This is a genomic window from Paracoccus methylovorus (assembly GCF_016919705.1).
In the GTDB taxonomy this organism is placed as follows: domain Bacteria; phylum Pseudomonadota; class Alphaproteobacteria; order Rhodobacterales; family Rhodobacteraceae; genus Paracoccus; species Paracoccus methylovorus.
The window spans coordinates 566443-580296 of sequence record NZ_CP070368.1 but is presented as its reverse complement, the minus strand read 5'-3'; the positions used below and the strand labels follow the sequence as shown (position 1 = coordinate 580296).

Genomic DNA, 13854 nt, shown 5'->3' with positions numbered 1-13854 from the left:
TTGCCCCCTTACCAGCTAGATTTGACCATGCCGGGGATCTGACCGAACGAGCCAAGCTCGCGCAGCATGATCCGCGACAGTTTCAGTTTGCGGTAATACGCATGCGGACGACCGGTCAGTTGGCACCGGTTGTGCAGGCGGGTCGCCGACGAATTGCGCGGCAGCTCAGCCAGTTTCAGGCTGGCCTTGAAGCGCTCTTCCATCGGGCGCGACTGGTCATGAATGACCTCGTTCAGCGCATCCCGTTTGGCGGCATACTTCGCGACCAGGCGCTCGCGCTTTTTCTCGCGCTCGACCATGGATTTCTTAGCCATATCTTCTTCCCTCCGCGATCAGCTGTTGAACGGCATGTTGAAATGCTTCAACAGCGACTTCGCTTCCGCGTCGGTCGGCGCGGTGGTGCAGATGATGATGTCCATCCCCAGAACTTCGTCGACCTTGTCGAAGTTGATTTCCGGGAACACGATGTGCTCTTTCAGACCCATGGCATAGTTGCCGCGGCCATCGAAAGCCGAGCCCTTCACGCCGCGAAAGTCGCGGACGCGGGGCAGCGCGATATTGATCAGGCGGTCCAGGAATTCATACATCCGGTCGCCGCGCAGGGTCACCTTGCAGCCCAGCGGCATTTCTTCACGGACGCGGAAGCCGGCGATCGACTTCTTAGCCTTCGTGATGACAGCCTTCTGACCCGCGATCAGCGAAAGCTCTTCTGCGCCCTGCTTGACCTTCTTGGTGTCCTTGACGGCCTCGCCGATGCCCATGTTCAGGACGATCTTGTCCAGGCGCGGGATCTGCATGTCGTTCTTGTAACCGAACTCTTCCTTCATCGCAGCGCGGATGGTGTCGCGAAACTGCGTTTTCAGACGCGGCTTATAAGTGGCTTGGTCCAGCATCAGATCGCATCCCCAGTGGTCTTGGCGAAACGCACCTTCTTGCCGTCTTCCACGCGGAAGCCGACGCGGGTCGCTTTGCCGTTCTTGTCCATCAGCGAGAGGTTCGACAGGTCGATCGGCATGGACTTCGCCACGCGGCCGCCCTGGCTCGTCTGGGTCTGGCGCTGGTGACGGATGGCGACGTTGACGCCATCGACCACGGCCTTGTTCTCTTTCGGGAACACGGTGGCGATCTCACCCTGCTTGCCTTTATCCTTGCCAGTCAGCACGACAACCTTGTCGCCCTTTTTGAGCTTCGCAGCCATCACAGCACCTCCGGCGCAAGCGAGATGATCTTCATGAAGTTCTTGGCCCGCAGCTCACGCACGACCGGCCCGAAGATACGGGTACCGACCGGCTCGCCCTGGTTGTTCAGGATGACGGCAGCATTGCGGTCGAAGCGGATCGAGGTTCCGTCCTCACGCTTCACTTCTTTTGCGGTGCGCACGACGACGGCCTTGCGGACGTCGCCCTTTTTCACGCGACCACGTGGAATGGCCTCCTTGACGGAGACGACGATGATGTCGCCCACCGACGCATAGCGACGGTGCGAACCACCCAGGACCTTGATGCACTGCACCCGGCGCGCGCCGGAGTTGTCAGCGACATCCAGATTGGTCTGCATCTGGATCATTTGGTTACTCCCGACCTTTGGGGACCAGCAGAGTTGGCCCCAGGGTATCGATTAAACTGGACTGTCAGGCCTGAGCTTCGGCAGCGTCAAGCAGAACGGTCCAGCGCTTGGTTTTCGAGATCGGCGCACATTCGACGATGCGAACGGTATCACCTACCTTGAACTGGTTTTCCGCGTCATGGGCGCGGTATTTCTTGGACGAACGCACAGTCTTGTGCAGCAACGGATGCTTAAAGCGACGCTCGACCAGAACGGTGACGGTCTGTTCGTTCTTGTCGCTGACGACCTTGCCTTGCAGGATGCGTTTGGGCATGGACCTGGCTCCTTAGTTCGACGCCGCGGCTTGCGCCGCTTTCTGGTTCAGAATGGTTTTCACACGGGCGACGTCGCGACGGACGACGCGCATGCGGGCGGTCGATTCGAGCTGGCCGGTAGCCTGCTGAAAGCGCAGGTTGAACGCTTCCTTCTTGAGCGCGAGCAGCTGTTCTTTCAGCTGATCAGGCGTCTTGTCTTTCAGTTCTTGCGCTTTCATGCGCCTCTTCCTTTCAACATCACCGGAGAGCCCCTGCCATGCAGGGCCACCCTGATTCCGGTGGAGTTTCATGATGAAGGCTTGCCCATACAGGGCGAACCGAATTTTGGCAACCCCGTTTATCCGGGGAACCGCAAATGCGACGCCCCGCCGCGAAAGCGGCGGGGCGTCAATCTGATTGGCGAGGACGGATTACCAGTCTTCGCGCGCGACGATGCGGGTCAGAACCGGCAGCTTCTGCGCGCCAAGGCGCAGCGCCTCGCGGGCGATGGTGTCGTTCACACCGTCGATCTCGAACATGATCCGGCCGGGATGGACGCGGGCGGCCCAGTAATCCACCGAACCCTTACCTTTACCCATCCGCACTTCGGTCGGCTTCGAGGAAACCGGAACGTCCGGGAAAATCCGGATCCAGACCCGGCCCTGACGCTTCATGTGCCGGGTGATCGCGCGGCGAGCCGCTTCGATCTGGCGCGCGGTGACGCGCTCGGGCTCAATGGCCTTCAGAGCGAAGGAGCCGAAGTTCAGGTTGAACCCGCCTTTGGCTTCGCCGTGGATGCGGCCCTTGTGCTGTTTGCGGAACTTGGTCCGTTTCGGTTGCAGCATTGCTTCTTCTCCTTAGCGCGCGTCGCGGTCACGGCGCGGGCCGCGAGGCGACGGGCCGTCTTGCGCTTCGGTTGCGCGGCGGTCACGAGCCTGCGGATCGTGCTCCATGATCTCGCCTTTGAAGATCCAGACCTTCACGCCGATGATCCCATAGGGGGTCGTGGCTTCCGACAAGGCATAGTCGATGTCGGCGCGCAGCGTGTGCAGCGGCACCCGGCCCTCACGATACCATTCGGTCCGGGCAATCTCGGCGCCGCCCAGACGGCCCGACACGTTCACCCGGATACCCAAGGCACCCATGCGCATGGCGTTTTGCACGGCACGCTTCATGGCGCGACGGAACGAAACGCGGCGCTCTAGCTGCTGCGAGATCGACTCGGCGACCAGTTGGGCGTCCAGCTCGGGCTTGCGGACCTCGACGATGTTGAGGTGCAGTTCCGAGGCGGTGTAGTTCGCCAGCTTCTTGCGCAGGGTCTCGATATCGGCGCCTTTTTTGCCGATGATGACACCGGGACGCGCAGCATAGATCGTCACGCGGCACTTCTTGTGCGGACGTTCGATCACGATGCGGCTGACGCCGGCCTGCTTCGCTTCCTTCTTGATGAAGTCGCGGATTTTCAGGTCTTCCAGCAACAGGTTGCCGTAGTCCTTGTCATCTGCATACCAGCGGCTGTCCCAGGTGCGGTTGACCTGGAGACGCATCCCGATGGGGTTTACCTTCTGACCCATTACGCGCGCTCCTCGACCTGACGGACCTTGATGGTGATTTCCGAAAACGGCTTCATGATCTTGCCGTAACGACCACGAGCCCGCGGCCGGCCACGCTTCATGACCAGGTTCTTGCCAACCCATGCTTCGGCGACGATCAGATTGTCGACGTCGAGGTTATGGTTGTTCTCGGCATTGGCGATGGCCGATTGCAGGCACTTCTTGACGTCGCCCGCAATACGCTTGGACGAGAAGGTCAGGTCGGCCAGGGCCTTGTCTACCTTCTTGCCGCGGATCATCGCCGCAACCAAGTTCAGCTTTTGCGGCGAAGTGCGAAGCATCTTGGTCTTCGCAAACGCCTCGTTCTCCGCCACGCGGCGCGGATTCTGTTCCTTACCCATGACGCTTACTTCCTTTTCGCTTTCTTGTCGGCGGCGTGACCGTAATAGGTGCGGGTCGGCGAATATTCACCGAACTTCTGGCCGATCATCTCCTCGGTCACGGCAACCGGAATATGTTTGTGGCCGTTATAGACACCAAAGGTCAGGCCGACGAATTGCGGCAGGATGGTCGAACGACGCGACCAGATCTTGATTACATCCGACTTGCCGGACTCGCGGGCTTTCTCGGCCTTGCGAAGCACATAGGCATCGACAAAGGGGCCCTTCCAAACAGAACGTGCCATGGCTTAACGCCCCTTCTTCTTCGCGTGACGCGACCGCAGGATATACTTGTCGGTCGATTTGTTCGTACGGGTGCGGTTGCCCTTGGTGCCTTTGCCCCAAGGAGTAACCGGGTGACGGCCGCCCGAAGTCCGGCCTTCACCACCGCCATGCGGGTGATCGATCGGGTTCATCGCGACGCCGCGCACGCTCGGGCGGATGCCCTTGTGACGGTTGCGACCGGCCTTGCCGAAATTCTGGTTCGAATGGTCCGAATTCGACACGGCGCCGATGGTCGCCATGCATTCCTGGCGCACCAGACGCAGCTCGCCCGAGGACAAGCGGATCTGGGCATAGCCGCCGTCGCGGCCGACGAACTGGGCATAGGTGCCAGCCGAACGGGCGATCTGACCGCCTTTGCCGGGCTTCAGCTCGACGTTGTGGACGATGGTACCGATCGGCATGCCGCTGAAGGGCATCGCGTTGCCGGGCTTCACGTCAACCTTGGCTCCGGCGACAACCTTGTCGCCAATGGCCAGACGTTGCGGAGCCAGGATATAGGCCTGCTCCCCGTCTTCGTATTTGATCAGCGCGATGAAGGCGGTGCGGTTGGGATCGTATTCGATCCGCTCGACGGTCGCCGAAACATCGAACTTGGTGCGTTTGAAATCGACGATGCGATAGAGACGCTTCGCCCCGCCGCCCTTGCGGCGCATCGTGATCCGTCCGGTGTTGTTCCGGCCGCCGTGCTTGGTCAATCCTTCCGTGAGGGATTTAACCGGGCGCCCTTTCCAAAGCTCCGAACGGTCGATCAGAACCAGCCCACGCTGGCCAGGCGTCGTCGGCTTATACGACTTGAGTGCCATGCTTTCTGTCTTCCGTTGCTTTGGACCAATGGTGGTCCGTTTCAATCAAAAGGCGACGGCCCCGCTGCCGGGGCCGTCGATTCGTCGGCTTCTATCAGAGGCCGGTCGAGACGTCGATGCTGTTGCCAGCCTCCAGCGTCACATAGGCTTTCTTTACGTCCGAACGGACGCCGGGGCGGCCCTTGAAGCGCTTGGTCTTGCCTTTGGTGATTGTGGTATTGACCGCTTTCACCTTGACGTTGAACAGGGCTTCGACGGCTTCCTTGATGACCGGCTTGCTCGCACTCTTCGCCACTTGGAAAACATAGGCGTTGGCGTCGGACACCAGCGTCGCTTTCTCGGTGATCAGCGGCTTGACGATCACGTCGTAATGTTCGGGCTTCGTGGTCATTTCAGACGAGCCTCCAGAGCTTCGACACCAGCTCGCGTCAGCACCAGGGTGTCGCGACGCAGGATGTCATAAACGTTGGCACCCATCGAGGGCAGCACATCGACGCCTTCGAGGTTGCGGGCGGCGCGGGCGAAGTTCTCATTCACTTCGGCACCGTCGATCACCAGAACCCGCTTCCAGCCGTTTTCCTTGACCGCCTTGGCGACGGCTGCGGTCTTGGCTTCGGCGATGTTCAGGCTTTCCACAATGACCAGCTCGCCTGCCGAGGCTTTCGCCGACAGCGCGTGCTTCAGGCCAAGCGCGCGGACTTTCTTCGGCAGATCGAAGGCGTGGCTGCGCGGGGTCGGGCCTTTGTAGACGCCGCCGTGACGGAAGATCGAGGCCTTGCGGCTGCCGTGGCGAGCGCCGCCGGTGCCCTTCTGGCGATAGATCTTCTTGGTCGAGTAGCTGACATCCGACTTGCCCAGCACCGAATGGGTACCCGCCTGAGCCTTCGCACGCTGCCAGCGCACGACGCGATGCAGAAGGTCCGCACGCGGCTCGAGCCCGAAGATGTCATCGCTCAGGTCGATGTCCCCGGCCTTACCGGCATCGAGCGTGATAACGTCGAGTTTCATCAGTTGTCTCCTTCGGGCGCGGCGACTTCGGCCTGGGCCGGAGCCTCGGCCTGGGCATTGGCCTTGGAACGGGTCGCAGCCGGGAAAACGGTGTTTTCAGCGGTCGGCTTCTTCACGGCGTCCTTGATGGTGACCCAGCCACCTTTCGAACCCGGAACCGACCCCTTGACCATGATCAGGCCACGCTCACTGTCGGTCCTGACGACCTGCAGGTTCTGCGTGGTGACACGCACCGCACCCAGATGACCTGCCATCTTCTTGCCCTTGAACACCTTGCCGGGGTCTTGGCACTGGCCGGTCGAACCGTGCGAGCGGTGGCTGATCGACACGCCGTGCGAAGCGCGCAGGCCGCCGAAGTTGTGCCGTTTCATGGCACCGGCAAAGCCTTTACCGATCGAGGTGCCGGCGATGTCGACGTACTGACCTTCGAAATAGTGGTCGGCAACGATCTCTTCACCAACCTCAACGAGGTTTTCCGGCGAGACGCGGAATTCCGCGATCTTGCGCTTGGGCGCGACGCTTGCCTTGGCGAAATGACCCCGCAGCGCGGCGGTCGTGCGCTTGGCCTTAGCCTCGCCCGCGCCGAGTTGCAAAGCCACGTAGCCGTCGTTTTCGGCGGTGCGCTGAGCGATGACCTGCACGTTATCCACGTGCAGAACTGTGACGGGAACTTGACGCCCGTCTTCCAGGAACAGCCGGGTCATGCCCAGCTTCTTGGCGATTACACCAGTCCGCAGCATGATAGCCTCCTTACACCTTGATCTCGACATCCACGCCAGCGGCGAGGTCGAGCTTCATCAGGGCGTCAACGGTCTGGGGGGTCGGGTCGACGATGTCCAGCAAACGCTTGTGCGTGCGGATTTCCCACTGGTCACGGGATTTCTTGTCGATGTGCGGACCACGCAGAACGGTGAATTTCTCGATCTTGTTGGGCAGCGGAATCGGGCCGCGGACCTGCGCGCCGGTGCGCTTGGCGGTGTTCACGATTTCCTGCGTGCTGGCATCCAGGACGCGGTAATCGAACGCCTTCAACCGGATGCGGATATTCTGGCTTTGCATTCTCATCCCTCTTGCGGGGAATTCAAGTTGAGAGGCTGACAACACACCACGCATCGCCAGCATCGAACCGTATAAACAGAAGCAGGCCGCCCCATCAAATGGCGGCCCGGCATAAAGCAACCGATTCTGAAAAGACCGGCAGCGATGCGGCTACATGCACGAGCAGACCCGCGACGTCAAGAGGGCTTGTTCACAGCCCGCCCACGCTCGCCGTTTTCATCGTGAACGGCGTGACGTTCGATCTGGTGAGGCAAATCGTCGGCCGCTGAATGGAATTTTCCCAGCCTTTCAAAACGCTGTCAAAAGTCAAAGGCCGCCCATTTTGGGCGGCCTTTTGTCGTCATGATATCCGCTTGGGATCACCCGACGAGTTTCGCGGCACGTGGCACAGGCGGGGCGCGAGGCCGCCGCCCGGCACGCAGATCACTTCAGCATCTTCGACACCGCCCGCGTGGCGCGTCTCGCGACCCTTCCGTGATCCCGACAGATCACTTCAGGATCTTCGACACGACGCCCGCGCCGACCGTGCGGCCGCCTTCGCGGATCGCGAAGCGGAGCTTCTCTTCCATCGCGATCGGAGCAATCAGCTCGACCTCGAACTTCAGGTTGTCGCCAGGCATCACCATCTCGGTGCCTTCCGGCAGCTTCACCGTCCCGGTCACGTCCGTCGTGCGGAAGTAGAACTGCGGACGATAGTTCGCGAAGAACGGCGTGTGACGGCCACCCTCTTCCTTGGTCAGGATATAGGCCTCCGCCTCGAAGGTCGTGTGCGGCGTCACCGAACCCGGCTTCGCCAGAACCTGACCGCGCTCGACGCCGTCACGGTCCACGCCGCGCAGCAGCGCGCCGATGTTGTCGCCCGCTTCCCCGCGATCCAGCAGCTTGCGGAACATCTCGACACCCGTGCAGATCGTCTTCTTGGTGTCGCGGATGCCGATGATCTCAAGCTCGTCGCCCACGTTCACCGCGCCACGCTCGACACGGCCGGTCACGACCGTGCCGCGGCCCGAGATCGAGAACACGTCCTCGATCGGCATCAGGAACGGCAGGTCCACGGCGCGCTCCGGCGTCGGGATGTATTCGTCGACGGCGGCGATCAGCGCGCGGACCGAATCCTCGCCGATCTCCTTGTCGCGACCTTCCAGAGCCGCAAGCGCCGAGCCCTTGATGATCGGAATGTCGTCGCCGGGGTAGTCATAGGACGAAAGCAGCTCGCGCACTTCCATCTCGACCAGTTCCAGAAGCTCGGCGTCGTCCACCTGGTCGACCTTGTTCAGGTACACCACCATGTAGGGGATGCCGACCTGACGGCCCAGCAGGATGTGTTCGCGCGTCTGCGGCATCGGGCCGTCGGCCGCGTTCACCACCAGAATCGCGCCGTCCATTTGCGCGGCGCCCGTGATCATGTTCTTCACGTAGTCGGCGTGGCCGGGGCAGTCGACGTGCGCGTAGTGACGGTTGTCCGATTCGTATTCAACATGCGCGGTCGAGATCGTGATCCCCCGGGCACGCTCTTCAGGAGCGCCGTCGATCTGGTCGTAGGCCTTGAAATCACCGAAGTATTTCGTGATCGCGGCAGTCAACGTCGTCTTGCCGTGGTCAACGTGACCAATCGTTCCGATGTTGACGTGCGGTTTCGTACGTTCAAACTTTGCCTTTGCCATTGGCATGGCTCCTTATGTTGACGGTGCGTGCCGGCACGCACCCTACGGGGTTGGTAGGGTGCGCGGTTTCCCACGCACCGCCGGGATTATGCGTATTTCTTCTGGATCTCGTCCGAGATGTTCTGCGGCACGGCCTCGTAATGGTCGAACTGCATCGTAAACACCGCACGGCCCGAGGACATCGAACGCAGGTTATTGATATAGCCGAACATATTGGCCAGCGGCACGAAGGAGTCGATGACGTTCGCGTTGCCGCGCGTGTCTTGACCCCGGACCATACCACGACGGCTGGTCAGGTCGCCGATGATCGAACCGGTATATTCCTCCGGGGTGACCACCTCGACGCGCATGATCGGCTCGAGCAACTTGGCGCCCGCTTTCTTCAGACCTTCGCGCATGGCAGCGCGCGCGGCGATCTCGAAGGCCAGAACCGACGAGTCGACGTCGTGGAAAGCACCATCGATCAGCGCCACCTTGAAGTCGATCACCGGGAAGCCGGCCAGCGGACCCGAATCCATCACCGATTTGATGCCCTTTTCGACACCCGGGATGTATTCCTTGGGCACAGCACCGCCGACGATCTTCGATTCGAACGAGTAGCCTTCGCCCGGCTCGGTCGGGGTGATGACCAGCTTGATGCGCGCGAACTGACCAGTACCGCCGGTCTGTTTCTTGTGCGTGTAGTCGATCTCGGCTTCGTTCGAGATGGTCTCGCGATAAGCCACCTGCGGAGCGCCGATATTCGCCTCGACCTTGAACTCGCGCTTCATACGATCCACGAGAATATCGAGGTGAAGTTCGCCCATGCCCTTCATGATGGTCTGACCCGACTCGATATCGGTTTCGACGCGGAAGGACGGGTCTTCGGCGGCCAGGCGCTGCAGGGCAAGGCCCATTTTTTCCTGGTCGGCCTTGGACTTCGGCTCAACAGCGATCTCGATCACCGGTTCGGGGAAGGTCATAGTTTCCAGAACCACCGGTTTGGCCGGATCACAAAGCGTGTCGCCCGTGGTGGTTTCCTTCAGACCGGCCAGCGCGATGATGTCGCCGGCAAAGGCTTCATCGATCTCTTCGCGGTTGATGGCGTGCATGATCATCATGCGGCCGACGCGTTCACGCTTGCCTTTGGTCGAGTTCAGCATCTGGTCGCCCTTCTTGAGCTGGCCAGAATAGATCCGCGTAAAGGTCAGCGAGCCGACAAAGGGGTCGTTCATGATCTTGAATGCCAGAGCCGAGAAAGGCTCAGCATCCCGCGCATGACGCTCGATGTTGCGGGTCTCGGTCTCGTCGCCGGGCGCGAAGCCGACATAGGCCGGCACGTCGGTCGGAGCAGGCAGGAAGTCAACGACCGCGTTCAGCAGCGGCTGCACACCTTTGTTCTTGAAGGCGGAACCGGCCATCACCGGGAAGAACGACAGCGAAAGCGTACCCTTGCGGATCAGCCTGCGCAGCGTTTCCTCGTCAGGCTCATTGCCTTCCAGATAGGCTTCCATCGCCTCGTCGTCCTGTTCGACGGCGAGTTCGATCATATTGCCGCGCCATTCCTCGGCAACGTCCTGAAGCTCTTCACGGATCGGCTGGCGAACCCAGGAAGCACCCAGATCTTCGCCCTTCCAGACCCATTCTTCCATCTTGATCAGGTCGACGATGCCTTCCAGCTTGTCCTCGGCACCGATCGGCAGGGCGATCGGGCAAGGCGTGCCGCCGGTGCGGTCCTTGATCATGGCGACGCATTTGAAGAAATCTGCGCCGATCTTATCCATCTTGTTGACAAAGACGATCCGCGGAACCTTGTAGCGGTCGGCCTGACGCCAAACCGTTTCGGTTTGCGGCTCGACGCCGGCGTTACCGTCCAGAAGGCAGATTGCGCCGTCCAGAACCGCCAGCGAACGCTCGACCTCGATGGTGAAGTCCACGTGGCCGGGCGTGTCGATGATGTTGAAACGGCAACGCTCGCTCTCGACCGGAGTGAACTCGGCGTCCTCGTGACGCTGCCATGCAGTCGTGGTTGCGGCCGAGGTGATGGTGATGCCGCGCTCGGCTTCCTGCTCCATCCAGTCCATGGTGGACGCACCTTCGTGCGTCTCGCCCATCTTGTGGTTCTTGCCGGTATAGAACAGGATCCGCTCGGTCGTCGTGGTCTTGCCCGCATCGATGTGGGCCATGATCCCGAAGTTCCGGTAGCGCTCCAGCGGATATTCGCGTGCCATTAAGGGCCTTCCTTCCGGTTACCAGCGGTAGTGGCTGAACGCCTTGTTGGCGTCGGCCATCTTGTGCGTGTCTTCACGCTTCTTGACGGCGGTGCCGCGGCCGTTCACGGCATCGGCCAGTTCACCGGCAAGGCGTTCTTCCATCGTGTGCTCGTTGCGGTTCTTGGCCGCGGCGATCAGCCAGCGGATGGCCAGAGCCTCGCGACGGATCGGACGCACTTCGACCGGAACCTGGTAGGTGGCACCACCGACGCGGCGCGAACGCACTTCGACCGAGGGCTTCACGTTATCGAGCGCCTCGTGGAAGACTTCGATCGGCTCGCGCTTGAGCTTGCCCTCGACCCGGTCAAGGGCGCTGTAGACGATGCGTTCGGCAACCGATTTTTTGCCGTCGATCATCAGGTTGTTCATGAATTTAGTCAGCACGCGATCGCCATATTTGGCGTCGGGCAATACTTCGCGCTTCTCAGCGGCGTGACGACGAGACATCTGCCTATCTCCTTATTTCGGACGCTTCGCGCCGTATTTCGAACGACGCTGACGACGATCCTTGACGCCCTGGGTATCCAGAACACCACGCAGGATGTGATAGCGCACACCGGGAAGGTCTTTCACCCGGCCCCCGCGGATCAGCACGACCGAGTGCTCTTGCAGGTTGTGTTTTTCGCCCGGAATATAGGAGATCACTTCGAAGCCATTCGTCAGGCGGACCTTGGCCACCTTACGCATAGCGGAGTTCGGTTTTTTCGGCGTCGTGGTATAGACGCGCGTGCACACTCCCCGCTTTTGCGGGCAGGATTGCAAGTGCTGCGATTTGCTGCGCTGCACCTTGGGCTGCCGCGGTTTGCGGATCAGCTGTTGGATCGTCGGCATTCGGTTCCCCGTCTTGCTTTCGTCAATACTCGCAGCCACCGGCTGCGCCACTTCTCGACAGCGAATCACCCGTATTGTGAAACGCCAGAACCCATCCTGTCCCCGAGAGGGGGAGGACGGGATGAATTACCAGAGGATCGAGCCATTCCGGCCCGGATCATGACCACAGAGGTTCTGGGTCCCGATCAGTTTCCTGTCGGGTGAACGGCGTATATGAGCAAACCGGGGGTGAGTCAACAACCCCTCGGGCATGATCGCCGCCGCATTCCCCCACTCACCCTTCAGACACCCCAACGCGGCCGGTCGGCACCCGGCAGGCTGAAGTCGCGTGCGGCATGGTCCAGCGTGTCCAGATGAATGCGGAACCGCCGGGCCAAAAGCGCCTGCCAGTCAGATGGATCGCCCTCCCACGGATAGCCGGCGCCGATGGCGCCCGAATCGTTGTCATGGTTCAGGAAGCGCACGAACATTACCTTGCCGGGCAACGTGGCCCCCGGCATCGACATTCCGATCTTCCAATGCGGGAAATGCATGACGCTGCGTTGCGCATCGGGCGGCAGATAAACAGTCAACCCGGCTGCGGCGTTATAGATCATTCGCGGCTCGACCAAGACACCCTTTTGCGTCGCTTTCAGCACCAGCCCGCGCGAATAGTCGCAGGAAAGCCGGCGGCGACGTTCCCATAGTGGCTGCAGCACGGCGAAGTCCTGCCGCGCGTCGTGGATATAGTCGATGGCCACCGCATCATCGTCGTCCTGACGGAAATGACCGACCACATCGGCATCGTGCTGAATATGCGGCGCCGTGGCCGCCAGACAGGCATCAAGATGCTTCTCCATCGGCGGGATCAGTTCCAGCCGGGCTTGGGGCATGATCTCGGTCAGTTCGCGCAGACGCGACAAATAGGGCTCCGGCAGATCGGGACCGGTCATCAGGATCAGCGTGAAATCGGGATCGGTCTGGGCCAGCAGCCCCGGCAGTGTGACGTTTTCGAACCAGAACCAGCGACGGGCCAGACGTTCAGGGTCGTAAAGAAATGCCCGGCGCTCTTCGATCGTCTCGTGCATGACCTGAAAGCCGCGTCCGCCCAGATAGGAAAGCCGGCACAAACCAAGCATCTGCACACGCATCAAACGGTCCTTTGCAACTTGCGCTCGCGCAGGATGGTGTAGATCCCCGCCCCCACCACCAGAGATGCACCCGCCCAGGTCCAGGCATCCGGCCATTCGCCAAAGATCACCAGCCCCAGCACCACGGCCCAGACCAGCGATGTATATCGAAAAGGTGCGACAAAGGAAATCTCGCCCACCCGCATCGTGGCGACTGCGGTAATATAGCCCACGGTCAGAAACAGCGCCGCCAACGCCAGCAGTGCCAGTTCGGCCACGGTCGGACTGCGCCAGCCCTCGGCCCAGCCCAGCACAATGCCTGCCAACATCACTGCCAGCGCCGCATAAAAGGCGACGGCAGAAGAGCCGACCCGGGTCGAAAACGTCCGTGTCACCATGTCGCGCAAGACGATCAGCATCATCGCCGTCAGTGCGACTGCCGACCACTGGTCAAAAGCGCCGGTTCCCGGCCGCAGGATCAGCAGCACGCCGGCAAAGCCAATCCCGATGGCCAGCACTCGGCGCCAACCCAGCCTTTCGCCAAAGAACAGCGCTGCCGCCAGCGTCACAGCCAGCGGCAGCGCCTGCATGATCGCCGAGATATCGGCCAGCGCCATCCGCCGCAGCGCCAAAAGGTAAAGCACGGTCGAGGCGACATCAGCCAGCGTGCGAAGCGCCAAGGGCCCGACATCGCTGCTAGGCACCCTCAGGCGCAGGCCGCCCTGCGCCTGCGCGACCAGCATCATGGTCAGCAACACCATCCCGCCGCGGATGGCGATGGCTTCATAAAGCGGCAAGCTTTGGGTCACCGCCTTCATCAGCGCATCGTTGCAGATAAACGCCGCCACGCTAAGCGTCATCAACAGCGAGCCGCGCAGGTTATCGGCGGCGCTTGCGGAAAAAATCTGCGGCTCGGCAGGGGGCCGCCCCTTTCGGGTGAATGAAAGAAACGGCGTGCGCATGGCGATTCCCGGCTGTTTTCCAATGCTTA

21 protein-coding genes are annotated in these 13854 nt (G+C 61.2%); all 21 read right to left on the bottom strand.

Annotated features, from left to right (window positions below):
- Positions 1-8: 8 nt before the first annotated feature.
- Positions 9-314: a 30S ribosomal protein S14 gene (rpsN, locus tag JWJ88_RS02875; protein WP_205294612.1), complete on the bottom strand. Its 306-nt coding sequence runs from the start codon at positions 312-314 to the stop codon at positions 9-11.
- Positions 315-332: 18 nt separating this feature from the next.
- Complete coding sequence (rplE, locus tag JWJ88_RS02870; RefSeq protein ID WP_205294611.1) at positions 333-893, bottom strand: 50S ribosomal protein L5; 561 nt, start codon at positions 891-893, stop codon at positions 333-335.
- Positions 893-1198, bottom strand: a complete 306-nt coding sequence (rplX, locus tag JWJ88_RS02865; protein ID WP_205294610.1) for a 50S ribosomal protein L24 — start codon at positions 1196-1198, stop codon at positions 893-895. The genes rplE and rplX overlap by 1 nt, the downstream gene beginning before the upstream one ends.
- Entirely contained in the window at positions 1198-1566 is a 369-nt protein-coding gene (rplN, locus tag JWJ88_RS02860; protein ID WP_010400243.1) for a 50S ribosomal protein L14, read from the bottom strand. Before rplN ends, rplX begins: the two co-directional genes overlap by 1 nt.
- A gap of 64 nt (positions 1567-1630) precedes the next feature.
- Positions 1631-1879, bottom strand: coding sequence for a 30S ribosomal protein S17 (rpsQ, locus tag JWJ88_RS02855; RefSeq protein WP_155064333.1), 249 nt, complete (start codon positions 1877-1879; stop codon positions 1631-1633).
- Positions 1880-1891: 12 nt separating this feature from the next.
- Positions 1892-2098 carry a 50S ribosomal protein L29 gene (gene rpmC / locus JWJ88_RS02850; RefSeq protein ID WP_205294609.1) on the bottom strand — a complete coding sequence of 69 codons (207 nt, stop codon included), beginning with the start codon at positions 2096-2098 and terminating at the stop codon, positions 1892-1894.
- A gap of 192 nt (positions 2099-2290) precedes the next feature.
- Positions 2291-2704 (bottom strand): 50S ribosomal protein L16, encoded by a 414-nt coding sequence (gene rplP, locus JWJ88_RS02845; RefSeq protein ID WP_205294608.1) that lies wholly within the window; start codon positions 2702-2704, stop codon positions 2291-2293.
- Between the two features lie 12 nt (positions 2705-2716).
- Positions 2717-3433, bottom strand: a complete 717-nt coding sequence (rpsC, locus tag JWJ88_RS02840) for a 30S ribosomal protein S3 (protein WP_205294607.1) — start codon at positions 3431-3433, stop codon at positions 2717-2719.
- Entirely contained in the window at positions 3433-3813 is a 381-nt protein-coding gene (gene rplV / locus JWJ88_RS02835) for a 50S ribosomal protein L22 (RefSeq protein WP_011747105.1), read from the bottom strand. The genes rpsC and rplV overlap by 1 nt, the downstream gene beginning before the upstream one ends.
- Before the next feature lie 5 nt (positions 3814-3818).
- A complete protein-coding gene (gene rpsS / locus JWJ88_RS02830) occupies positions 3819-4097 on the bottom strand; it encodes a 30S ribosomal protein S19 (protein ID WP_028713570.1) in 279 nt (92 codons plus the stop codon).
- Positions 4098-4100: 3 nt separating this feature from the next.
- Positions 4101-4940 carry a 50S ribosomal protein L2 gene (gene rplB / locus JWJ88_RS02825; protein WP_205295101.1) on the bottom strand — a complete coding sequence of 280 codons (840 nt, stop codon included), beginning with the start codon at positions 4938-4940 and terminating at the stop codon, positions 4101-4103.
- Positions 4941-5034: 94 nt separating this feature from the next.
- A complete protein-coding gene (locus tag JWJ88_RS02820) occupies positions 5035-5331 on the bottom strand; it encodes a 50S ribosomal protein L23 (protein ID WP_205294606.1) in 297 nt (98 codons plus the stop codon).
- Positions 5328-5948 carry a 50S ribosomal protein L4 gene (rplD, locus tag JWJ88_RS02815; protein ID WP_205294605.1) on the bottom strand — a complete coding sequence of 207 codons (621 nt, stop codon included), beginning with the start codon at positions 5946-5948 and terminating at the stop codon, positions 5328-5330. The genes JWJ88_RS02820 and rplD overlap by 4 nt, the downstream gene beginning before the upstream one ends.
- On the bottom strand, positions 5948-6688 hold the full coding sequence (rplC, locus tag JWJ88_RS02810; RefSeq protein WP_205294604.1) for a 50S ribosomal protein L3: 741 nt from the start codon (positions 6686-6688) through the stop codon (positions 5948-5950). Before rplC ends, rplD begins: the two co-directional genes overlap by 1 nt.
- Before the next feature lie 10 nt (positions 6689-6698).
- Positions 6699-7007: a 30S ribosomal protein S10 gene (gene rpsJ / locus JWJ88_RS02805; protein WP_010400227.1), complete on the bottom strand. Its 309-nt coding sequence runs from the start codon at positions 7005-7007 to the stop codon at positions 6699-6701.
- A gap of 488 nt (positions 7008-7495) precedes the next feature.
- Positions 7496-8671 carry an elongation factor Tu gene (tuf, locus tag JWJ88_RS02800; RefSeq protein WP_205294585.1) on the bottom strand — a complete coding sequence of 392 codons (1176 nt, stop codon included), beginning with the start codon at positions 8669-8671 and terminating at the stop codon, positions 7496-7498.
- A gap of 86 nt (positions 8672-8757) precedes the next feature.
- Positions 8758-10881 carry an elongation factor G gene (gene fusA, locus JWJ88_RS02795; protein ID WP_205294603.1) on the bottom strand — a complete coding sequence of 708 codons (2124 nt, stop codon included), beginning with the start codon at positions 10879-10881 and terminating at the stop codon, positions 8758-8760.
- An 18-nt stretch (positions 10882-10899) separates the two neighbouring features.
- Positions 10900-11370, bottom strand: a complete 471-nt coding sequence (gene rpsG, locus JWJ88_RS02790) for a 30S ribosomal protein S7 (RefSeq protein ID WP_205294602.1) — start codon at positions 11368-11370, stop codon at positions 10900-10902.
- Between the two features lie 12 nt (positions 11371-11382).
- A complete protein-coding gene (gene rpsL / locus JWJ88_RS02785) occupies positions 11383-11754 on the bottom strand; it encodes a 30S ribosomal protein S12 (protein WP_010399029.1) in 372 nt (123 codons plus the stop codon).
- Between the two features lie 281 nt (positions 11755-12035).
- On the bottom strand, positions 12036-12884 hold the full coding sequence (locus JWJ88_RS02780) for a putative rhamnosyl transferase (protein ID WP_205294601.1): 849 nt from the start codon (positions 12882-12884) through the stop codon (positions 12036-12038).
- A complete protein-coding gene (locus JWJ88_RS02775; protein WP_205294600.1) occupies positions 12884-13825 on the bottom strand; it encodes a DMT family transporter in 942 nt (313 codons plus the stop codon). The genes JWJ88_RS02780 and JWJ88_RS02775 overlap by 1 nt, the downstream gene beginning before the upstream one ends.
- Positions 13826-13854: the final 29 nt, after the last annotated feature.